This window comes from Desulfosporosinus sp. BICA1-9, from assembly GCF_000802135.1.
The window spans coordinates 1-23,067 of the sequence record NZ_JUEE01000209.1 but is presented as its reverse complement, the minus strand read 5'-3'; the positions used below and the strand labels follow the sequence as shown (position 1 = coordinate 23,067).

The 23,067-nt window shown below is 41.9% G+C and carries 14 protein-coding genes; 5 read left to right on the top strand and 9 right to left on the bottom strand.

Annotated features, from left to right (window positions below):
- Positions 1–173: 173 nt before the first annotated feature.
- The 3 genes from JL57_RS26000 to JL57_RS25990 all read right to left on the bottom strand — a co-directional run bounded on the left by JL57_RS26000 (position 174) and on the right by JL57_RS25990 (position 4,163).
- Positions 174–1,853 (bottom strand): methyl-accepting chemotaxis protein, encoded by a 1,680-nt coding sequence (locus JL57_RS26000; protein WP_034144802.1) that lies wholly within the window; start codon positions 1,851–1,853, stop codon positions 174–176.
- A gap of 359 nt (positions 1,854–2,212) precedes the next feature.
- The gene (locus tag JL57_RS25995; RefSeq protein ID WP_291300585.1) at positions 2,213–2,500 is read right to left on the bottom strand and encodes a hypothetical protein; all 288 of its coding nucleotides are present in this window, start codon (positions 2,498–2,500) and stop codon (positions 2,213–2,215) included.
- A gap of 214 nt (positions 2,501–2,714) precedes the next feature.
- Positions 2,715–4,163: an MFS transporter gene (locus JL57_RS25990; RefSeq protein ID WP_291300591.1), complete on the bottom strand. Its 1,449-nt coding sequence runs from the start codon at positions 4,161–4,163 to the stop codon at positions 2,715–2,717.
- A gap of 530 nt (positions 4,164–4,693) precedes the next feature.
- On the opposite strand from JL57_RS25990, the gene JL57_RS36685 reads away from it, so the two are divergent.
- Positions 4,694–4,837, top strand: coding sequence for a sigma 54-interacting transcriptional regulator (locus tag JL57_RS36685; protein ID WP_366557108.1), 144 nt, complete (start codon positions 4,694–4,696; stop codon positions 4,835–4,837).
- Here the strand turns inward: JL57_RS36685 and JL57_RS25985 are convergent.
- The gene (locus JL57_RS25985; protein WP_034144801.1) at positions 4,834–6,399 is read right to left on the bottom strand and encodes a benzoate-CoA ligase family protein; all 1,566 of its coding nucleotides are present in this window, start codon (positions 6,397–6,399) and stop codon (positions 4,834–4,836) included. The genes JL57_RS36685 and JL57_RS25985 overlap by 4 nt on opposite strands.
- A gap of 823 nt (positions 6,400–7,222) precedes the next feature.
- Here JL57_RS25985 and JL57_RS25980 point away from each other — a divergent pair.
- The 4 genes from JL57_RS25980 to JL57_RS25965 all read left to right on the top strand — a co-directional run bounded on the left by JL57_RS25980 (position 7,223) and on the right by JL57_RS25965 (position 13,502).
- Positions 7,223–9,298 (top strand): sigma 54-interacting transcriptional regulator, encoded by a 2,076-nt coding sequence (locus JL57_RS25980; protein ID WP_045690947.1) that lies wholly within the window; start codon positions 7,223–7,225, stop codon positions 9,296–9,298.
- Positions 9,299–9,703: 405 nt separating this feature from the next.
- Positions 9,704–12,001 carry a xanthine dehydrogenase family protein molybdopterin-binding subunit gene (locus JL57_RS25975; RefSeq protein WP_034144800.1) on the top strand — a complete coding sequence of 766 codons (2,298 nt, stop codon included), beginning with the start codon at positions 9,704–9,706 and terminating at the stop codon, positions 11,999–12,001.
- On the top strand, positions 11,998–13,002 hold the full coding sequence (locus JL57_RS25970) for an FAD binding domain-containing protein (protein ID WP_291300584.1): 1,005 nt from the start codon (positions 11,998–12,000) through the stop codon (positions 13,000–13,002). The genes JL57_RS25975 and JL57_RS25970 overlap by 4 nt, the downstream gene beginning before the upstream one ends.
- 23 nt (positions 13,003–13,025) lie before the next feature.
- Positions 13,026–13,502 carry a (2Fe-2S)-binding protein gene (locus tag JL57_RS25965; protein WP_034144799.1) on the top strand — a complete coding sequence of 159 codons (477 nt, stop codon included), beginning with the start codon at positions 13,026–13,028 and terminating at the stop codon, positions 13,500–13,502.
- A 172-nt stretch (positions 13,503–13,674) separates the two neighbouring features.
- On the opposite strand, the gene JL57_RS25960 is transcribed toward JL57_RS25965, so the two are convergent.
- From JL57_RS25960 to JL57_RS25935, 5 genes are all read right to left on the bottom strand, one after another.
- Positions 13,675–15,774 carry a sigma 54-interacting transcriptional regulator gene (locus JL57_RS25960; RefSeq protein WP_034144798.1) on the bottom strand — a complete coding sequence of 700 codons (2,100 nt, stop codon included), beginning with the start codon at positions 15,772–15,774 and terminating at the stop codon, positions 13,675–13,677.
- Positions 15,775–16,194: 420 nt separating this feature from the next.
- Positions 16,195–17,559, bottom strand: coding sequence for an MFS transporter (locus JL57_RS25950; protein ID WP_034144796.1), 1,365 nt, complete (start codon positions 17,557–17,559; stop codon positions 16,195–16,197).
- Positions 17,560–17,621: 62 nt separating this feature from the next.
- Entirely contained in the window at positions 17,622–19,199 is a 1,578-nt protein-coding gene (locus JL57_RS25945) for a benzoate-CoA ligase family protein (protein ID WP_034143292.1), read from the bottom strand.
- A gap of 397 nt (positions 19,200–19,596) precedes the next feature.
- Positions 19,597–21,696 carry a sigma 54-interacting transcriptional regulator gene (locus tag JL57_RS25940; protein WP_034143293.1) on the bottom strand — a complete coding sequence of 700 codons (2,100 nt, stop codon included), beginning with the start codon at positions 21,694–21,696 and terminating at the stop codon, positions 19,597–19,599.
- 180 nt (positions 21,697–21,876) lie between these two features.
- Complete coding sequence (locus tag JL57_RS25935; RefSeq protein WP_034143294.1) at positions 21,877–22,641, bottom strand: LytTR family DNA-binding domain-containing protein; 765 nt, start codon at positions 22,639–22,641, stop codon at positions 21,877–21,879.
- Positions 22,642–23,067 lie beyond the last annotated feature (426 nt).

Genomic DNA, 23,067 nt, shown 5'->3' with positions numbered 1-23,067 from the left:
TTTGTTATAACTTATTATTTTTATTAGCTAAGTCTTTAACAGTATTTAAGATCTTTTCTCCTTCTAAGCCTTTACTATGACCTTCCTCTCATACAAATCTCCATATTCTGTTTTATTGTTGGTTGATTTCCCCCCTTTTTTTGATTAAGAGAATCTAATGTACTTTCATCACTCTAAACCGTGAAATTTGCCGCAGCACTCCTCATTTCGTTAGCATGGCCACTCAGTTCAATCATGACGCGATTTACCTTTTCCAAGTCTGTCGCAACTCCGGTGGACGCTGCCGTAACTTCCTGTGCTCCAGCAACCCCTTCGCTTATTGTCTGAGTGACATTATTTAAGGCTGTAGCTACTGAGTGGACCATTTCATTCAGTTTTACAGCAGTACTTGAAAACTCATTTGTAAGAGTTTTCATAGTGTTGGCATCTTGTTGATATTGTTGACCTGTTTGGACGAGTTTATTATAGTCAGGAACTACAACATCGTTGATAAAGCGCAAACTGTTCAAAGCACCAAAAGAAAGGTCCTCATGGGCCTTGATCACTCGTCCTACTAAATCTTCAATTTCTCTAACAGTCTGTGAGGACTGTTCCGCTAATTTACGCACTTCTTCTGCCACGACAGCAAAGCCCCGGCCATTTTCTCCTGCTCGGGCAGCTTCGATAGCTGCATTTAAAGCCAATAAATTCGTCTGATCAGCAATTGCGGAAATCCCCTGGGTCAATTCAGAGATTTTTTGCACAACTTTCGATTCCTCGATCGCCTTCTCGAGGGCTTCTTTTTCTTTCTCATATATACCTGCAGCTTTTATTTGGGCCTCAACCGCCTGCCCTTTTAATTCCTCAGCCCGCTTCTCGATTGAGTTGGCCTCACGACTTCCATAATTGGCCTTCTCTTCTAGCTCCAGAATGTAGCGTTTAAGTTCTTCGCTCGAAGCGGTAATTTCCTCTGCAGTCGCTGCAATCTCTTGAAAGCCAGCCGATACCTGTTCGGTAGAAGCTGCCATTTCTTCTGAACTACTCGCAACGTTAGAAATAGCCTCCTCGCAACCCGTAGTCGCAAGGTTAACCTTTTCAGTGACCCCTTTGGATTTTCTAATTAATTCCCTCAAGTTACTCGAGGCTTTGCCTAGATTTTGCACCAGTTGCCCGATTTCATCATGGCCACTTTGGACCTCGACGGTAAAATCTCCCTTCGCCAGGGCTTCAGCAACCACTTGACCCTTAGCAATTGAACCTTTAACCGAACGAATTATATATCCCGCAAGTATAATCGCAATGACTACAGAAACTCCTAAGACCATGATTGTCATTAGAATAATCCTTCTAATTAGAAGATCAATCTGCACAGCTTCAGCCTGCAACTCGGTATTTTGCATAGCAATATAGTCGTCAATCACTTTCAAGGCTGAGGAGTTAGCTGCTGCAGCTACACTTTGCTCATATTGGTTAGCTGCTTCTGCGCCCTGCATTTGATATAATCCAGCCATTTTGAGTGGATGAGGTGCGTAATCAGCCATTGCAGTAGCCACAGTTTCAAGCATCTCTTTATGCTCATCGGTTACATTCGCTCGTAGGAACTCCAAATCTTCATTCGCTTTCTTCGCTGCTTCATTCAGTTCACCGATAAATTTATCATTACCGTTAAATAGATACCCTCGAATGGAAGCCGTTTCACGAGCAAACTGCAAGGATATATCTTGCGCAGTAGTTTGCATCGGAACATGATAGTTTGAAAGGTTGGCAGCAATTGTGCCAAGGCTATTAACTTGATAATAGACGACTCCGACAATAATTGACATCAGTAAAATAAGAACGGTGTAACTCCAGATTAGTCTTGTTGATAGTTTCACTTTCGATACCTCCTCATTATTGATAAACATCTAAATTTCTCTCATTATAGCATACACTTTTAGTGAAATTTGCAGAAAATTCACCTGTCAATACTCTTATTAATTAAATTTTAGAAATTGTTAGTTTTTTTGTAATTTTTGCTCGAAGATGGTTCTTTGAATAGGGCTTGCTAAATATCGAGAAAAGCTAGTGATTTGGAGGATTTGGCAAAATGGATGAATCCAAAACTTTTTGTACATCTTAAATCAGTTTTTCGGAAATTAAATATAGTTCTTCGGCCAGATTATTAATGTGTATTGATGAGGCAGCGATTTGTTCAGAAGCAGCTGCCTGTTCTTCAGAAATAGATGAAACTTTATTAACTTCTTTTATTAATTGGTACACCTACTCCAATATAAGGAATCCCAAAAACTTCTGCTCCCACACGGTTACTTTGCCGTTTACCACTAGATAAGACACGGTCTGCCATACTTTTAGGCCTTATAGGATCGCCCACTTTTAATTTAAAATCGATTTCATGAGTAGGGTAGTAAATTAAATAACATGTGGTATCACTGACTCCAATTGTCATGGGTTGTGGTGTACACTCAACAACAAAACGTGCCATATCAATGGCAGACTTAAGAAGGGGATTAATTATTTCCATGGTTCGCCTCCCAATAATGCCTAATTCACATCTGTAGGCACACAAATCTGGAACATTACAAATTACATGTGCATTCTTAAGCGGGCATTTCGTTTCCTTTTTTTCGTTAAATAAGCGTGCCCTACTAGGGCACGCTTATTTGTTTTCATCCGTCATTTTGAATAAGATTACGTTTATACATTTTACAGAAGAACAAGTGGTCCCATTTGTGGGGTTAAACCTCTTTGGTTGCGGCGGCTTGTTGATTGGAGGCATTCGTTGCAATACCTACGCGCTCCGACACTAAGGCAACACAAATTATGCCCAGCACCATTAAGGCACCATCCAGCATAACAGGGGACACCCAACTGCCAGTTGCGTCTCGCATGACGCCGGAAACAACCGGCGATAAGATGGCACCGATTTCAGCAATCAGGTTCCAAACCCCGAAAGCGCTAGCCATTAAGGCCGGAGGGGCAAAAGCAGTGACAAGGGAAAAGGATACCGACCAGGTACCGAACAGGAACACACCCGCGCCGAACACCAGAGCGCCGAGCATGAATATCGACGTGCCGCCTGCATAGAGGTAAAAGCCCAAGCCAAAAATACACAATGCATGGAGACCCATGGCTAAGATCAGGGCAGGCTTTCGGCCATAACCGCGGCGGTTAAAGATGTCGGCAACTTTTCCCATCAATGGAAGACCTACTAATGCCGCCAGTCCGAAAATGGCTGCGGTGACAGCGGATTTATTAATGCCCGCTGAAGCAGCATCCGAAATAACCTTAGTGCCCCAGAAACTGTAAAACCAGAGGCTCCACAGGGTAGGGAGGGCTCCCCAATAGACTAGCTGAAGGTTTTTGTTAAAAAAGACAGCTCCTACTTGCTTATTCAGACGGGTCATAATGACTAACATAATTCCCAAGGCAATAATCAGGATACAGATCGATACGCCAACTGCGCTCATTCCAAGTTCAATTCCGCCATAAGCCACAGCCATAATGAGCACAAAAAACAACGCGATGTATTTAGAAACTTCTAATAGGGCCTTTGAATAATAAGGGGTACCGGGAGCAAAGGAGCCATCGCTTGCTGGTTTGAAAAAAGTACCCCTGTCCGGTTTGAGCAAAATCATAAACAATATAGCGACTAACAAAGTAGGAATAACCATTGCGTAAAACGGGAAGTACCAGCCTTTATCAGGTCCAAAGAGTTTCACTCCCCAGTTTAATAACCATGCGCCGCCGACTGAAGCGCCGACCAGACCAATGCCCAGTCCGACGAAGGATACGCCCATGCCCATACCCATCTTTTCTGGGGGGGTAACCTCAGAGATCAAAGCCCGGTCATTGGAGTAATAAGTCCCCTCACCCAAGCCAGTGAGAACTCGTGCGGCAAGCAAGCCAAACAAGGAGAAGGCCAACATTCCGGTTAAGAGTGTTCCTGCCGCTGCCCAAAGTAAGCTGAGTACCAGGATGGGCTTGCGACCAATTCTATCACCGATTAAGCCGGCGGGGAACTGCATCGCCATATAACCTGCGAAAAACAAAGTGCTCATTAGACCTGCCAGTGCGTGGGGATTAGCCACCACAGCGAAAAAGGCTATCTTGTTGGAAATCATGTAGGCCGCGATAGGAGAGAGTAAGTTGCGGTCTGTATATGCAATAGTCCAACCCAAAAACATCAATAACCAAATTGTATGATACCGTTGCCATTTCATATTATCTCTTCCCCCTAATTTAATAAAGTTTTTTAAATACCTTCCGACGGTTAGGAATGGTCTGGTTAGGGAATGCACCCCAACCTCTGGGCAATTCGGATCTAAAAATGGGTTTGTTGTTGTCTCACCTCCCCCAAAATCTATTGAATCGTTGCCTTGCCCCTTGCAGTTATTCTCAGTAACTTTTACTAACTATAGTGTGTTATCAATCACCCCCTTAAATAACGTTCCCAAATTGGAAGAATACCCAGTTTCAATTTAGATTTGTGTGAAATTTCTAATTTTAATTTATAGTTTGAATTATCTGAAAATTTAAATCATATGTAATCCAATGGAATTTAAAAGACTCCGTCTACATGATGAACCAATTCAGGAGCAACAGAGAGTCTTCCGCATTGCAGTCGGTGGCTAGAAAATGCTAAGAAAAGTCTATCTATGAGAAATATTAGGCAAGAATAAAGATGGCCAGAGTAGTTTGACAATTCTAATTGCAGATGAGAGTTGTACAGAGAAGAGATAGTCGATCGAAAATTTGTCTGAGCGATATCAATAAAGATCCTTATATCAAAATGAATCGAGCGACTATCCCTGAGAATTTACTGGAATCCGATTTGTTTGGTATGAACCGGGAACTTTAGGGTAAATCGCTAATTTCTAACTGCCGTAATTTGAAGCGCTGCATTTTTCCAGTAGCTGTCCTTGGCAAATTAGGGATAAACTGAACCCAACGTGGGAATTTGTAAGGTGCTATTTTAGTTTTAACAAAGATTGACAATTCGTCTGCTAACTCAAAGCTGGCCTCGTAGCCTTCCTTTAGTACAATATACGCTTTTGGTTTGACTAAGCCATCTTCGTCGGTTCTTCCGATCACACCGGATTCAAAAACCGCAGGATGTTCCATCAAGCAATACTCAACTTCGACAGGGGAAACCCATATTCCACCAGCCTTAATCATATCGTCGTTGCGACCGACATACCAGAAGGTGCCCTCGTTATCTTGAAAATACTTGTCTCCCGTATTTATCCACTCACCGATGAAAGTTTCAGTCGTTTTTTCGTGTTTATTCCAATAATAGGCTGCAATGCTGTGTCCCTTGATCATGAGTGTTCCTATCTCACCGGTTGGTACGATATACCCGTCTGGATCAATAATTTTAGCCTCGTAACCCGGGACAACTTTTCCGGTACTTCCAGGCTTAACGTCTCCGGGAATATTACTGATAAAGATGTGCAGAATTTCCGTTGTACCAATTCCATCTAAAATTTCCAAGTTCCATAGTTCTAACCAACGCTCAAAGATAACTTTTGGGAGAGGTTCTCCGGCAGAGACACAATACCTGATACTGGACATATCATAGTCCTTCGTAGTCTCCAGTTGGATCATAGCTGCATATGAGGATGGAACCCCAAAGAACAAGGTTGGTTTGTATCGATCAATCGTTGCATACACGTGTTCTGGAAGGGGGCGACTTGGGGAAAGGACTGTTGAAGCACCTACATAAAAGGAGAAATAAAGGCCATTACCTAATCCATAGGCAAAAAACAATTTTGCAACGGAATAGGTTATATCTTTTTCTGTGATTTGCAAAACTCCTTTTGCATAATGTTCTGCAGCGAAAGCCATATCATGATGGAGATGAACTACACCTTTAGGGAATCCAGTGGTTCCCGAACTGTAGAGCCAGAACGCCGCATCATCAATACCGGTGTTGGCAGTTTCTAATTCTAGGGATTTATCCTTAATTATACTGTCAAAACTTAGGCACCCTTCGGCTGGCTCGCCCACAACAATGATCTGTTTTAAATAGAGTAAATTTTCGATAATAGCTGTAATGTTGTCCAGTAACTCGTAGCTGACCACGAGAAGTTTTGCACGGCTATCATTTAAGAGGTACTCATAATCTGCAGGTATTAATAAGGTGTTGGTAGGAATCGGAACTGCGCCAATTTTCATGGCCCCAAAGAAACTGTAGGCAAACTCAGGGCAATCTAAAAGTAACAACATAACTCGGTCTTCGAGACCAATGCCCATTTCCTTTAAAGCGTTACCTGTTTGATTGACTTTCTCATGAACTTCACTATACGTAATCTCTTGGTCTAAATAATAAATTGCGACTTTGTCTCCACGCCCTTCTTGAATATGACGGTCAACAAATAGGTTAGCAGCATTAAATTTTTCTATTCCGTTTTTAGCTCCCATGATAATAACCTCCTTAGTGAACTCGTTCAGTTTAAGCTGAACATTGAGACTCTAGACATGAAAGACACCTGCAAAGGCGGATTATACCCCACCTGAAATTTAATATGGCCCCCCTCACTTAGAGAAGTGGGGTTTTGAACTTAGGTTAATAGGCTTCAAATGTTCAGCTCCCTCCAGTTAAGATCAGTCTAATTCTTTGCTGATTTAATATCCCTTAGGATTAATGGAGATCAAAAAAAAATCCAATAACTACTTATTGCAAACCATGGGCCAAATATTCAAAATTTTAAAAATTATTCGTCAGTGGTTGATATTTGTATCCTAAATGGCGATTTTTGCAGATGAACCTATATTAGGAGCGAATCATCATTCGTTAAGTAAAAATGAACACACCAATATTTGGTGTAAGAAAACACCAGATCGGTGCAAAAAAACACCAGAACGGTGTTTTCTTACACCAAATATAAAAAATAAGATAGGTACGGAGAACCTCCAAAATGGAGAGTCCTACCGTACCCTATTTGAAATTGTATCGCGTTAGTTTCGATGCCTGAACTTCTTAAACAAGTGAAGATTGATCAGATTTAAGCTCCTAAGATAATCGCTTGATAAGCATATTGACCCAGTATATAATTACAGAAACATTATTCAAAGTATTCAGTATTTTTTAGTATTGCACTAATTGATTTAAGGCATGAATGATTCGGACCCAAGCGTTTCTTCTCAGTAAAGGCCAACATAATCGGTGGTAGCCTATGGCCCGCCTCCCGTCCATACTGTAGAGGACGACGCCTATTAAAGATATCAAAAGGGGGGATGTTTCATGCAGGTTCGTGACATTATGCTTTCAACTACGATTCAATTACGTCCTCAAGATAGCATACGCAAAGCGATAGAATTACTAAAAAATTCTAAACTTCATGGAGTGCCTGTCGTTGATGAAATCGGACAACTCATAGGCTACTTTTCACATTCAACTCTATTCGATTGTTTATTGAATGATCTAAGTATTGATACTTCAATAGATGAGTACTACATTCGGGAGGTAGCCTATTTACGGGAAGATAAATCATTCCATGATTTAGGCGAACTGGCCCATTGGTTGCACACAGTCCGGGTTGGACAAACTCCTGTCGTTAATATGGCTAATGAACCGATTGGCATGATGACCCAAGCAGGTGCGGTTAACGAACTTTTGGATCGAACCGAGTATTTATATCATGAGTTAGCTAGTGTTATAGAGAATGTACCTGCTGGTATCATAGCAACTAATGATCAAGGATTTGTCACCCTAGCAAACCAATACGCCAAAAGTATCTTACACAAAGTTCAAGTGGGGGAGTATATTGGAAATTTCCTTACGGATTTGAAAGATGATTTTACGCCCATTGTTGAAGGAGCCTGGATTGTGCCTCATAAGATTGAATATCGTTCTCTAAAATTGATCGCTACTGCTGTCCCCATCTTTCAAAATACAGTAATAAAAGGGGCAACCTTTGTTTTACAAGATCTGACGGATGTTGAGGGAATTGCTCATGAATTAAAAACTGTTAAGGAACTCAAAATGACTTTAGAGACAGTTTTAGAGGTTGCTTATGAAGGTGTCGCAGTATTAGATGAACAAGGTCGGCTGAGCATGGCTAATGCTAATTTTTGCAAAAGAGTTGGGGTATCTAAGGATCAGATTATTGGGCAAAATATTAATAAATATGTTCCTCTGACGGATAACCAGTCGCCATTAAAAGTGTTGGAAATCAATGCTAGGCCCTGTGTCATCTCTACTTTGCCTTTTACAAAAGAAAGCAACACCAAGGGAACGGTGGTCAAGATCTATGAGGATTTAGATCAATTAGCTGATGTTATGCAACAGCTGAATCGGATCAATATGCAACTCAACTATTACAAAGACGAGTTGTTCAAGGTAAATGGAACGAGCTATACCATTGGCAATATTGTTTGTAGTAATGAGCGCATCGCAAAGTTGAAAACTCAGGCACTTCAAGTTGCACGGAGTAACTCGACTGTTCTGATTACAGGTGAAAGTGGAACAGGTAAAGAACTATTTGCTCATTCCATTCATAATGCCTCTAATCGGCGTAAAGAACCGTTTATTAAAGTAAATTGCTCGGCTATTCCTGGTGAACTTGCAGAATCAGAATTGTTCGGGTATGAGGACGGTGCTTTTACCGGAGCGCGAAAACAGGGTAAACCTGGCAAATTCGAGTTAGCCGTTGGAGGTACAATTTTTCTCGATGAAATCGGTGATATGCCGTTTATGCTACAAAGTAAGTTATTAAGAGTCATTCAAGAAAAGGAAGTTGAGCGAGTAGGAGATATTAAGACTCGTAAAATCGATGTGAGAATTATTGCCGCTACGAACAAGGATTTAAAGCGTCTGGTTGCTGAAAGAAAATTTAGGGAGGATCTGTATTTTAGATTAAATGTGATTGATTTAAAGATACCCCCTTTGCGTGAGCGAAAGCTGGATATTCCGATTCTAGCCAATACTTTTATTAGAAAATATAATAATTCGTTCACAAAGCGTGTGGATGGGATCACTGATGCAGCTTTAGAAGTTTTAGTTCATTACAATTGGCCGGGTAACATCAGGGAGTTAGAAAATGTGATCGAAAGAATGTTGAACTATGTTGAATGTGGCTTGATAGATCTTCAAGATTTGCCCGAAGAAATCAGACAGACGGAGAAAATCTGCGGGATAACAGGTCAGAGATTAATGGGTCAAAGCTTGGCCAATCTCGAACAGGAAGCTATTCAAATCGCCTTGGCTCAGGCTCAAGGTAATAAATCTAAGGCGGCGAGGTTATTAGGTATTAGTCGATCGAAATTGTACGAAAAGCTTTCCCTAATGACTGATAAGTTAGCTGAACATAGAAGTTAAGAAAACTGATTTAGATGTATTGTCCGAAAAACATACAAGTGTGTGTTTTTCGGACGTTTTTATGATTGGGGTTAGCAAGTATTGTTTGTGTATTTAGCCTTGGCTTACCCGAGGCATACAGAAAGGTAAGGGTTTTTACTGATACACACTGAAAGTGGCATGGGAATTGCTAAGTATAACAATAAGAGATTTTGAACAAACAATTAGCTTTAACTAATCGTTGGATAATGGTTTCAAGTAAAACTTAGTAAATTTGCTGGGGGTGGTGAAAGGAAAAATATATATTTATGACTTCTAATAAAATTTCAGCGAGGTTGTGAAAAGTCAAAAACGCCAAAGTTTGAAAATATTAGTTAGTGAAGGGGGAAAGTAACTGGGGGAAATGGTAAACCCAGTTAATCAATCATGGAGGAATTTAGTGTAATAGGCAAAAGTGTTCCCAGGACTGATGCCTGGGATAAAGTAATCGGGCGGACCGTTTACACAGATGACATGAAGCTGCCGAACATGCTTTACGGAAAATTACTCAGAAGTCCTCACGCACATGCGCGTGTTCTGAACGTAAATATTGAAAAAGCTTTAAAGTTGCCGGGTGTTAAAGCAATCATGACAGGGAAAGATATCCTCCCTATCAAGTACGGGATCGTCCCTTTTGCCCAAGATGAGTACGGGCTGGCTATTGACAAGGTACGTTACGTAGGGGATGAAGTAGCAGCTGTGGCGGCTGTGGACCAAGAGACCGCAGAAGCAGCTATAGAACTTATTGAAGTGGAATATGAGTTATTGCTGGCAGTTTTCACCATTGAAGATGCCCTTAAACCAGGGGCTCCAGACATCCATGACGGTCCCAAGGTGAAAAATAATGTTAGCATTCAATACCGTAAAGAATTTGGCAATATCGAACAAGGTTTTGCTGAAGCGTACCATATTCGGGAAGACACTTTTAGAACACACGGTCAGTATCATGCCCCGATGGAACCCCACGCGGCTATTGCCATGTACGAGCCGAGCGGCAAACTCACCATTTGGTCCAGTACTCAGATCCCGTATTTTTTAAGGCACAACCTTGCCAGTACTTTAGGTATTGCCGAAGATCGCGTGCGGGTGATCAAGCCAGCCGTTGGCGGGGGGTTTGGTGTCAAAATCGATATGTACTCCAAAGACTTTTGCGCTGCCTTTCTCTCTATGAAAACAGGAAGGCCGGTCAAATTTCTCTATGACCGAGAAGAAGCACAGACCTGTGTACGGGGCAGGCATCCCGCGATCCTCAAAGTCCGTACCGGCGTTTTTAAGGATGGCCGGATCAGTTCCCAGCACATTGATCTTACCGTGGACGGTGGAGCTTATAACAGTACTGCCCCGCTGATCATCACCCTGTCCGGTTACTTTGGGATGATCCCTTATTATCTGCCTAATCTGGTCTTAGATGCCAAGCATGTCTATACTAATAAACAAGCGAACGGAGCCATGAGGGGACACGGCGCGCCACAGATGCGCTATGCCATCGAATCCCAGGTCGACATGCTAGCTGCAGACTTAGGCATGGATGCTATTGATTTCCGGAGGATCAATGCTTTGGAAGCCGGCAGCCCAAACCCCGCTAAAATGATTCTGCGCACTTGCGGATTTAAAGAGAGTCTGGATAAAGCTGCGGAGGCTATTGGCTGGAAGGAAAAGCGCGGCCGCGGAAATTATCGGGGTGTTGGCGTGGGAGGTTCCGGTTGGGCTTCAGGCGTTAACAACATGAGCCATATCGGTGGCGGTGCGGTTGTTAAGCTGGAGAAAACCGGCGGTGTTTCGGTACTTACAGGTGCTGCAGATATCGGACAAGGAGCGGAAAGCGTTATCGCGCAAATTGTCGCCGAAGAACTAGGGGTCAGCTTTGAGAAAGTAAGGGTTATCGCTGCAGATACAGACATCTGCCCGTTAGACTCCGGGACATTCGGTAGCGGTGTAACCGTCAGGTCCGGTAAAGCAGCTCAGCTTGCTGCCCGGGATATCAAAAAGACAATTTTACAAGTTGTCGCAAAAGAGATCGGGGCCGATCCGGAAGAAATGACGATCAAAGAAGACTACATTCTGCTTCGTGGTGAACGCAAAATGCAAATCAATAAAGCTGTCAAGCTAGTACAGTATGCTGATATTCAAGTTCCCATGATTGGACGTGGCTACTATCAATTGCCGGCTAAAGAGCCAACCACGTTGCTGCGAGATAACGGCGATATCTCCGGCTCCTACAGCTTTGGAACCCAGGCTTGTGAAGTTGAAGTTGACCCTAAAACAGGTCGGGTCACAATCCTTAAGATTGTGACGGCAGACGATGCGGGCAGGGCCTTGAACCCAGATCAGGTGGAAGGCCAAATAGAAGGAGCGGTTATGACCGGGATCGGACACACCCTCTATGAAGATCCTGATTTTGATATGGGAAATGGTCAAAACCGGAGTGTATCGTTTATTGATTATAAGCTTCCCACGGCTGCTGATGCCCCTCCTCAAGCAGTAATTCACGTTGAGACGAATGATCCGGTAGGGCCTTTTGGTGCTAAAGAATGTGGGGAAGGTGCAACCATCTACACCGCACCGGCTATCGTGAACGCTATTACCGACGCGATTGGAGTAAGGATAATGGATTTACCAATAACTCCAGAAAAGATTTTGAAGGCAATCGAAGAAAAAAATAACAAGGGGAGGAAGGAAGCATGACGCTGCCGGCCTTAGAATATTACCGTCCTCAAACCATCAAGGAATGCTTAACCTTATTGAAAGAACAAGCAGGAAAAATTCGCCCCTTGGCTGGGGGAACCGACTTACTAAACAATATGAAAGTGGGACTCAATCCTGCCGAAATTCTCGTCGATCTTACGGATATCGAGGCGCTATCCAAAATAGCATGTTCAGTTAATGAGCAAATCATTGCCGGTGGTGCGGTCACTATTTGGGACTTAATCCACCAGCTAGAAGTTAAACAGAGTTTGACGGCACTCTACCAAGCGGGCAGCGGAGTAGGGGCTGTCCAACACCAGCAGATGGGGACTCTTGGTGGAAACCTTTGCCAAGACACCCGTTGTTGGTTTTATAATCAGACTCGCCATTGGAGAAAGGCTCACCCGTTATGCTATAAAACTGGTGGAGATCAATGTCTGGTTATGAAAAAGTCTGAAAGATGCCATGCTGCCTATTGCAGCGATATCGCACCAGCCCTAATTGCTTATGGAGCAACAATTAAGCTTTCTTGTTTAGATAGTGAAAGAATAATCCCCTTAGCAGAGTTTTATACAGGAGAGGGTAAAACACCAACCAACCTTAAACCTGGAGAAATCATCAGCGAAATCACAATTCCCCAAAGTGCCTGGCAGACCAAAAGTGCCTACCTCAAACTCCGTTCACGCAAAAGCATAGACTTTCCACAGGCAGGCGTAGCTGTTGTTGTCAGCGAAGAAGGCGGACTAGTCAAAGACCTTCATCTCGCACTTACTGCTCTAGGGAGTGGACCAGTGTTAGTAAAAGGCATTGGAGAGATTTTCCGTGGTTTAAAGACTGAAGAACTAGATGCAGAAAAGATTTCAGGGTTGGCCCAAGAATGTGCGGCGATAGCAGGGAAAAATGTTCTTCCAGTAGCTAATATGTCCTATCGACCCAGCTATCGACGTCGGATGGTGGGAGCATTGATCGAGGAAAGCTTGAAGCAAATATTTACTAAATAATAGCCAGAAAAAGGGGCGAGATTATGAGTAGTAATAAAAGAGTAATCGTCTTAAATGTAAACAATCAGGAATATGAAGTGCTTGTCAAACCACAGCAGACTTTACTTGAGGTGCTGAGAGAGACGGTTGGACTCACTGGAACGAAGTCAGGGTGTAATGAAGGCAGCTGTGGTGCCTGTACTGTATTAGTAGAAAATAAGCCTACTCTAGCCTGTTCTACCTTGGCAATCGCGGCCGAAGGCAAAGAGATCATGACGATTGAAGGGTTGGCTGGAGATGATGGCAAACTGCATCCAGTTCAACAGTCCTTCGTTGAAAATGGCGCTATTCAATGCGGGTTCTGCACACCTGGAATGGTGCTTTCTGCCAAGAGTCTTTTAGACAGAATATCTAAACCTAATGAAGAGGAGATTAAAGAAGCCTTAGGAGGAAATCTCTGTCGCTGTACGGGCTATACCAAGATTATTAAAGCAGTTAAACTAGCTGCTGAAGTTAAGTAAAGTAAATACGACATCGAAGCGCGCAAAAAGGGTGTAAAATACCTAGCAGAGATAAGGGTTAAAAAGGAGACTAAACGTGAGGGGGAGTTTAAAAAGCTCCCCCTCACGTTTAGTTTAACCTATCCATCTTTGATGTACGAATCTCGAACCTTGAAGTTCAGGCCTCTGGCCATTACTTCTTTATCCCATATTTTAAAGCCTTGCGCATAACATTTGAGTGATCAAGACCTAAAACTTCGGCTGCTTTTCTGATTGAAGGGTAAGAATCAAAAGCCATAATGATCAGCTCCTTTTCCAACATTTCCTTTGCTTGTTGAATCGGTAAGATTTCATTAACAGTGATCGGAGAATTAAACTTAGTCTTAAATTTAGACAATTGTATCTGAACTTGCAAGGGTTGAATCAATGCTTCCTCGGTGACGACCAACAATCTTTCGAGCACATTTTGAAGTTCCCGTACATTTCCTGGCCAACTGTAGGCTTCTAATATGGGAATAGCTTTAGGATCTAAACGCTTAACGACTCTATATTTTTCGTTATACAGGAGGATAAAGTGCATAGTTAGAGGTAAGATATCCTCTTTTCGCTCCCGCAGGGGTGGAACTTCAATGGGTAAAACGTTTAGCCGATAAAATAAGTCTTCACGAAAGGTGCCTGCCTGTACTCTTTCCCATATATTACGGTTCGTAGCAGCGATGATACGGACATCAAGCTTAATGGGCTTAGTGCCCCCGAGCCGGTAAACCTCTTGTTCCTGAAGCACTCTTAATAGTTTAACTTGTAGACTCGCTGAAAGATCTCCAATTTCGTCAAGCAGAAGTGTACCAAGGTGAGCAAGCTCAAACATACCTGGTTTTCCGTGGGGGTTGGCCCCGGTAAAAGCACCATGTTCATAGCCGAATAATTCTGATTCTAAGAGGTTTTCTGGAATTGCCCCACAGTTTATCTGGATAAAACTTCCTCTTGCCGCCCGGTTGCTGGTATTGTGAATAACCCGGGATAATACTTCTTTCCCTACACCAGATTCGCCTAGAAGTAGAACTGTGGCATCTGTCTGGGCGGTACGTATTGCCAGATTAAAGATCTTCATCATGCCAGGGCTTTCTACAATAATTTTATCTTTCTTGAGTCGCTCTAGCATTAACAGTGAGAGTTCTGTCTGATAGCGAGTTGCCAGCAATTTAGATTCTCTTAGTTCTTCATTAAGCTCATGTAGTTCAGAAATATCCCGGACATTGTTTACAACCCTCGAAACGTTACCCTCTATGTCAAAAATAGGATTACTGGTAACCAGTACTTGTTTACCAGTAGTGCTGATTTTCTGAACACTGGTGATAGTCCGTCCTTCGCGAAGGGCTTTGATAGTGATGGACTCATACTGGAAAATGCCTTTTTCGAATAAGTCATCAATATTCTGACCGATAAAGTGTGAGGCATCCAAGCCGGTTAATCGCGCATGGGCCTGATTGATCCTGATACCCCGCCCTTCATGATCGCAAATCGCTATTCCGTCATAAGAAGATTCGATAATGGCATCTAATTCTAGGTTAAGTTGCTTGACTGAAGCTAGTTTATGGGAGATATTTTCTAATTCCGTCATATCCTGAAATACTGCGACCGCACCAGAGATATAATTATCGCAAATAATCGGGGAACGGTTTGAGATAAGGGTGTGGCCATTGAGTTCAATTTTATGTCCATATTGGGTTAAACCGGATTTTGTTATGTCAGGAAGGTTACTTTCAGGGAATATTTCGCTAATCAATTGGCCTATGATTTCTTTATCTACGCCCAGAAGACGGCAGGTAGCTTTGTTCACAATCTCGATTCTACCTTCGGCGTTAATAGCGACAATACCATTAGGTATGTTCTCTAATATCACTTGGTTACGCTGGTTTTGAGTGGTCAGCTTTTTATTAAGGTAGACAACAAGTGTGCTTGTCATAATTATTCCAACAAAGTTGCCCTGAGCATCTTCTGCAGGAAACCAAGAATTATTCTCTATCAGAGCATCTTCTAATTCCGTGCCTTCTCTGTAAATAATGATATCCGCTTGCATAGCATCCTTAACAAGGCCCCTGCGCTGCCAATTTTCACCCTTCTGAGTCCATTTCTGGGCTACTGCCAGGTAAAGGATGCCAACAATTTTTTTGTTTAGTAACACCGGAACCGAACTGAGTTCATGAGCAATCATACTATCCACTGTCTTGGCTAAGGGCTGTTCAGGGTCAGGCTGCACCGGACTAGGTCTAGCTAATTTGATAAGTTCCATACAGTCGCTGCTCCTTAAAACTTATATTACGAAGTTAAGCTACTCAAAAAAGTTAATAATAATTTTAAAACAAATATCCAAAAAATTCAATAAATTTAATTTACAATTATTTACAAAATATAAAGCAAATAAAGCCTTTTTGTTGAAATTCATAGTTCTTGCTGACATAAGCAAATATCTTGGCTTTTTCAAAATACTAGCTACAAAACCTCGCGAGTAGAATTGGGAAATGTAAATAAACATTAAATAATGCCCTTAACTATTCCTAGTGGAAGGTTAAGGGCTAATTTTGATTTTTCGTTTATCCTATCGTGAGACTCCCACTTCTTGTCTAAAAGTAGGAGTACCCGTACTCTGCTTTGGTGGGGGTAGACATCCTACGGGTGACAGTGTTCTTTTGGTTTACCGAAAGCTTTCGTCCTAAGCATCAACATTTCTAATAAGTGTTTTAGTAATCTGCTCAAGTCCCTCACCTTTCACAGCTGTCTTATATCCGGCGACACAACAGGCGCAAAGTACACAGGGAATCGCAAAGATTACGAAGTATAAACTGAAACTTACTTTTGCCGCCAGTAGGGTCCCACCAATTAGGGGAGCAGCAAAGGAACCGATACGACCAATCGTATAAGTGAAGCCTACTCCAGTTGAACGAATATGAGTTGGATAAGTTTCTCCATTAACAACGTGCAGGGTTGTTTGCGTGCCGATTATGAAAAATCCGGCCGCGGCCCCAGCAGCCATCAAAACTGGACCACTGGTAGCAAATCCAAACAACACTAGAGAAACTGCGCCTATTAAATAACCTGCAATAAGGGTTCTTTTACGACCAAATATATCTAACAAAGTACCAATAAAAAATGCGCCAACCGAAGCTGCGATAGCTTGAACCATTCCATAGTTATAGCTTTTGACAAGGGAAAAACCACGTTGAACGAGAAGGGTAGGAAGCCAACTGGCCAACCCATAGACAACTATGAGATTGAAAAAGTAAGTTCCAGAGATCAAAATTGTCATTCTTATTAAACCTGGTGTAAAAAGATCTTTGATGGTGCCTGTGTATTTTACTTCAGTAATAGCAAAATGTTCGGGTTTCCAATCAATAGGCTTTTGACCAGTAAGTTTTTCTATTTTGCGTATTTCTTTAATAGCTTCCTCATGACGTCCTTTGCTGGCGAGAAAACGGACTGATTCAGGCATATACTTCATCAGTAATGGGATCATTAGTATAGGAATGGCACCCATCAGAAACACAGGGCGCCAACCAAAAGATGGGATGACCCCGATTGCCGCTAAGGCAGCCAATATCCATCCTGTTGTAAAACCTCCATACATGGCCGTAACTGCTTTGCCGCGGATTCTGGCAGGTGAATATTCTGAAATCATAGTAATACAAATCGGCATGGCACCGCCCATCCCTAGTCCAGCCAAGACTCGTAGAGCAACAAATGCACTATAATTTGGAGCAAAAAAAGCTGATCCACTAAAGATTGTAAAGAAGGCAATTGCAAGCACAAGACCCTTTTTTCGGCCAATTCGATCAGACAAAAAGCCAAAGAAGGCAGTTCCAAACATTAAACCCACGAAGCCCCAAGAGGCTAAGGAGCCTGTCATTACTGGTGTAAGGCCCCATTCCTTTGATGCCAAAGGCATGATATAGGCTACTATCTGAGAATCATACCCGTCAAAAATTAAAACTAAACAGAGTAACACAATTATTAGTGTATGAAAACTGCTATATTTCATATTATCTAACCATTCATAAGCACTACCTTGTGCTTCTTTCATTTGTAAACCTCCCTTTATCTTAACATTTTCTACACCCTTTGCAGGTAATATCAGCAAAATAGTTACATTGATACTGAATGATTAGAGTTGTCTAATTCCCGTAGCTTAAACCGCTGGATTTTTCCTGAAGCGGTTCTGGGTAGTTCGGTAGCAAACTGGATCCAGCGCGGGAATTTATAAGGGGCAATGCTGTTCTTGACAAATTGGGTTAATTCATTTGCTAACTCTGGGCTGGGTTCATAACCCTTATTCAGCACAACAAAGGCCTTGGGCCTAATTAATCCATCTACGTCGCTGCTACCAATGGCAGCTGTTTCCAGTACTGCTGGGTGTACCATTAAAGCATGTTCCACTTCGATGGGGGAAACCCAGATCCCACCGGATTTCAACATGTCATCGTCTCGTCCAACATACCAAAAGAATCCATCTTTGTCTTGATAATATCTGTCCCCAGTATTAACCCACTCCCCCTTGAAGGTCTTTTTGCTCTTTTCATGTTTATTCCAATAATAGGCGGCTGTACAATCCCCTTTGATCATTAGAGTTCCAACTTCACCTTCTGGTACGATCAAGTCATCCTCGTCAACAAGCTTTGCCTCAAAGCCAGGAACAAGCTTACCGGTACTTCCTGCTTTAACTTGACCGGGCATATTGCAGATAAAGATGTGCAGAACCTCCGTCGAACCAATGGCATCTAACAGCTCAACCTTGAATTTTTCCAACCAGCGCTCGAAGATCACCGAGGGTAGGGCTTCTCCAGAAGAAAAGTAATGCTTGATGCTGCTTAAATCATAATTATCTGTATCCTCTTCCAACTGTAGTATGGCAGTATACGAGGTAGGAACCCCAAAGTATAGCGTAGGTTTATACTGGTCTATGATCTGGAGGAGATGAACTGGAGTAGGGCGGTCTGGAGAGAGTATGGCGGAAGCACCTACATAAAAGGGGTAAAACATACTATTACCTAAACCATAGGCGAAGAACAACCTGCCCACGGAGAAGGTTCGGTCATTTTCAGTAATATTAAAAAGATTTTTGGCAAAATGCTCTGCGCAAAAAGCCATATCATGGTGGAGGTGTACTGCGCCTTTGGGGGAACCGGTGGTACCCGAACTGTAGAGCCAAAACGCTGGATCATCTTTGCCGGTGTCGGCAGTTTCTAATTCTGTAGATTTATCGTTAATTAAAGTATTAAAATTGATAAATGGTTCGTTTGGATTGCCTACAACGATGATGTGTTTCAAGTATTTTAATTTAGCTGTTGAAATGTTGCTCAGCAATTCGTCGCTGACCACGATCACTTTAGCCCTGCTGTCATTCAGCAGGTACTCGTAGTCTGCTGGTTTTAGTAGAGTATTGACAGGTATCGGCACTGCCCCAATTTTCATTGCCCCGAAGAAACTGTAAATAAACTCTGGACAATCTAAAAGTAATAACATAACACGGTCTTCCATGTTCACGCCCAAGTCTTTCAAAGCATTACCGATCTGGTTGACCTTTTCAAAAACCTTTCCGTAAGTGATTTGTTGGTCTTGATAATAAAGAGCTACTCTGTCTCCGCGACCTTGGCGCACATGACGGTCAACAAATAAGTTAGCTGCATTAAACTTTGCTGTTTCTTCTGATTTCTTTATTTGCATAGTTGAAAAACATTCCTTTCAAAGTGAAGTGGTTCAGCCAAAGCTGAACATCGATACTCCGATACGATAGTCTTTCCCCCCTTCCCTTTGAAAAAAGGTTCCTTTAGGTTTAACAATCTTAAAAAAGAGAATTTCAAATAACTACAAATTCTTAATGCAATAGTAGGACCATTTATTTCTGAATCTTTAAAATTTTCTATTAATTATCATTATATAAACTTGAACGGTTATATTTAAGTAGTAAACAGAAGATATACTTTTTAAGACAACGATGGGAAAAATAAGATTGGTGCGGTAGAACCTCAAATATGGAGTCCTACCGCACCAATATGGAGTCTTATAACACCGGGTCATGGTCAAACGCACTAGTTTCGTTGCAGAATGCCTTAGGATCTAATTATCTCTTTATCCCGTATTTAGCAACCTTACGTACAATATTTGAGTGATCAAGTCCCAAAACGTCAGCAGCTTTTCTGATGGAAGGGTAACAATCTAAGGCCATACAAATCAGTTCTTTTTCCAATATATCTCTAGCTTCATGAATTGGTATAAGTTCATTTACGGTTATCGGAGAATTAAACTTTGGTTTAAACTTGGTTAATTGATACTGAACCTGTAAGGATTGAATTAATTCTTCATCGGTAACGACCATTAATCTTTCGAGTACATTTTGAAGTTCTCTTACATTGCCAGGCCAATTGTACGATTCCAGAATGGGTATGGCTTTGGGGTCCAGCCGCTTTGATACTTTATATTTTTCGTTGTAAAGTTTAATGAAGTGCATGCCTAGAGGCAAAATATCTTCTTTGCGTTCCCTTAAGGGGGGGATTTCAATAGGTAAAACGTTCAAACGATAAAATAGGTCTTCTCTAAAGGAACCCTCTTTTACTCGTTCCCAAATATTTAGATTGGTAGCAGCAATAATGCGAGCATCAAGTCTAATCGGATTAGTACTCCCTATTCGATAAACTTCCTGTTCCTGAAGAACACGTAACAGTTTTACCTGGAGATTTTTAGGTAGATCTCCTATTTCATCTAGAAGTAGTGTCCCGTGGGTAGCGATTTCAAAAATCCCTGGTTTCCCTTTTGGACTGGCCCCAGTAAAAGCACCAGGTTCATATCCGAATAGCTCGGATTCTAAAAGATTTTCCGGAATAGCTCCACAGTTTATCTGGATTAATCTTCCTGTAGTTGCACGGTTGCTTGTGCTGTGGATCACTCTGGAAAAGACTTCTTTTCCGACACCGGATTCACCGAGAAGCAGAACGGTGACATCCGTCCGGGCCGCTCGCATGGCGAGATTATATAGTTTCAACATACTAGGACTTTGTACAATAATTTTGTCCTTTTCAAGTCGCTCCGGAATCAATTGTGAAAGTTCTGTTTGATAGCGAGTTGCCAACATCTCAGACTCTTTTAATTTTTCCTTCAGGTTTTGGAGTTCGGAAATATCACGGACATTAGTGACTACTCTATGAACCTTACCTTCTATATCGAAAATCGGATTACCAGTAACGAGCACCTCTTTGCCTGTGGTGCTAACTTTCTGGACATTTGTAATAGTTCGTCCTTCTCGTAAAGCCTTGATGGTAATAGATTCATACTCAAAAATGCCTTTAACAAATAAATCATCGATTAGTTTTCCTTCAAAGTTCGTGGCATCTAATCCGGTTAATCGGGCTAAGGCTTGGTTGATTCTGATGCCTACTCCTTCTTGGTTGGTTATCATAACGCCGTCGAAAGAGGATTCGATAATCGCATCCAGTTCGAGGTTAAGTTGCTTTACCGAAGCGAGTTGGGAGGAGATATTCTCTAATTCGGTGATATCTTGAAAAATTGCCACCGCACCACAAATATTGTCATTCAAAATAATGGGGGAGCGGTTGGATATAATAGTGCGACCGTTAACCACTAATTTTTGGCCAAATTCTGTAAGACCCGTCTCAATGATATTGGTAAGTCCACTGACAGGAAAAACTAGTTTCATCGGTTTCCCGATGATATTACTATCCACACTAAGTAAACGGTAGGCTTCCTTGTTCATAAATATGATTTCACCGAGGGCGTTGAGAGCAATGATACCAACAGGTGCGCTTTCCAGAATGGCTTGGTTAAACTCATTTTGAGTCGTCATCTTTTGAGTAAGATTAGTAAATGCTTCCTTAAAAGTGATTAAGCCATCCGAGTTACCCTGAGAATCTTCTCTAGAGAACGCACAATTGCCCTCTGGAAACCCTTCTTTTCCATCTAAACCTCCCTGATAAGGGCCGATTTTTGTTTGCATGGCATCTTTGACTTTACCCTGATTTTTGAGGGGCTCATTGGACCTTGTCCATTTTAGGGCAGTTGCCAGACTCAGAATGCCGAGCAATACCTGGTCTTTTATAACAGGTGCAAAACAGAGTTTATTAGCGATTAAGAGATCGATTATTTCAGAAATGGGCTGGTCTGGGTTAAGTTGAACTGGACAGGGGTTAGATATTTTAAATACGCCCATAAAGCTCTAGCCCTCCTATTCATCAATTATCTGGCGAGGGAAGATTGGTCAATTTCGCTGGTAAATGGATGGTTGGATAACTGAACGAGTTCACTCTCGAATTACTAAAACTTAGCGTGATGTAGCCAGCTTCCAGTGATAATTGGGCACACTTGATGGTCACTCAATACCCATACGACCCTAAAGACCTAACATCTCTTTGAGTATACGGGATTTGGGCCGGCTCACAGGGATTTCGCTACGTTCATGGTCATCGACTACTATAGTGTAAGTTCCATTAAAATAGGGGAAAAGTTCCCTCATGTGCTGTGTGTTTACTAAATAACAACGATGGGAACGAAAAAAAAGGGCGGAGTTTAAACGTTCTTCCAACTCCCGTAAGGTGAAACGGGTTAAGTAAGAGTCCTTTTGGGTTTTAATGAAGACCTTGTCTTTATCGGTATAGATAAAGATAATGTCGTTCTGGTGTAAGAGAATTATTTTGCCTCTTAGTTCAACAGGTACAACTTCCAAAGGTTTAATGGGAGGTGTTATAACATCACTTTTAGCAGGTAGCGGCTTACTCTTCGGTCCAGCTGGTTTGCCTATCATTTGACGCACTTTCATGAGGCTTTCTTCCAGGCGTTTAGGGTGAATAGGTTTAAGAAGATAGTCTAAACCATTTAAAGCAAAGACAAACGCATACTCTTCATGAACCGTGGTGAAGATAATTGTGAGTGAATCCGATTTTTCTCTCAATAGGTGGGCTAGGTCAATCCCGTTTAAGCCAGGCATAAGAATGTCTAAAAAAATTAGGGAATAATCCAGATTATCAATTAACTCTAGGGCTTCTAATGCATTTGAGGCTTCCCCAACAATCTGAACATCCTCAAAAGGCTGGAGTAAATAGCCCAGTTCTTGACGTGCGGAGTCATCGTCATCGACCAATAGGACACGATGTTTCAAGCGGATCCCTCATTTCTTAGCATATCCGAAAAAGAATTTTGGTGGTATAAGCAACAACGACTGCTTTGCAGGTATTCCACTAAGAACTGGAGAAAAAAGTATATACGAAAATCTATAAAATATACTTTTTAAAATATTCTGTTAACAGTTCTTATATGCAAGTATTATACCACATCATTCACTACGACCCTTGAAGATAAATTAGTAAGAAATTAGATAATAAACGCTATATAGCAACAATTTACGCTTTAAAGTTCGAACCCTTGTCCCTGGAGTATTAATCATTGAAAGTAAATACTCTTGGAATTGAGTATTTACCGAGTCATATGTGCATCATTGCGATGCACATATGACTCGGTACAAGCTGTGATTCAAGTGACTTTTTGTACAGAATCGAAAAACCACTGCATAACTGCAGTGGTTTTT

What these genes read in the sequence shown, in the direction of transcription:
- JL57_RS25970 (WP_291300584.1), top strand. Translation starts at nt 11,998, where the DNA reads ATGACGCTGCCGGCCTTAGAATATTACCGTCCTCAAACCATCAAGGAA.
- JL57_RS25990 (WP_291300591.1), bottom strand. Translation starts at nt 4,163, where the DNA reads ATGTTTTTGGGTTGGACTATTGCATATACAGACCGCAACTTACTCTCT.
- JL57_RS25980 (WP_045690947.1), top strand. Translation starts at nt 7,223, where the DNA reads ATGCAGGTTCGTGACATTATGCTTTCAACTACGATTCAATTACGTCCT.
- JL57_RS25950 (WP_034144796.1), bottom strand. Translation starts at nt 17,559, where the DNA reads ATGAAAGAAGCACAAGGTAGTGCTTATGAATGGTTAGATAATATGAAA.
- JL57_RS36685 (WP_366557108.1), top strand. Translation starts at nt 4,694, where the DNA reads ATGAGAGTTGTACAGAGAAGAGATAGTCGATCGAAAATTTGTCTGAGC.
- JL57_RS25945 (WP_034143292.1), bottom strand. Translation starts at nt 19,199, where the DNA reads ATGCAAATAAAGAAATCAGAAGAAACAGCAAAGTTTAATGCAGCTAAC.
- JL57_RS25975 (WP_034144800.1), top strand. Translation starts at nt 9,704, where the DNA reads ATGGAGGAATTTAGTGTAATAGGCAAAAGTGTTCCCAGGACTGATGCC.
- JL57_RS25940 (WP_034143293.1), bottom strand. Translation starts at nt 21,696, where the DNA reads ATGGGCGTATTTAAAATATCTAACCCCTGTCCAGTTCAACTTAACCCA.
- JL57_RS25960 (WP_034144798.1), bottom strand. Translation starts at nt 15,774, where the DNA reads ATGGAACTTATCAAATTAGCTAGACCTAGTCCGGTGCAGCCTGACCCT.
- JL57_RS25985 (WP_034144801.1), bottom strand. Translation starts at nt 6,399, where the DNA reads ATGGGAGCTAAAAACGGAATAGAAAAATTTAATGCTGCTAACCTATTT.
- JL57_RS25965 (WP_034144799.1), top strand. Translation starts at nt 13,026, where the DNA reads ATGAGTAGTAATAAAAGAGTAATCGTCTTAAATGTAAACAATCAGGAA.
- JL57_RS25995 (WP_291300585.1), bottom strand. Translation starts at nt 2,500, where the DNA reads ATGGAAATAATTAATCCCCTTCTTAAGTCTGCCATTGATATGGCACGT.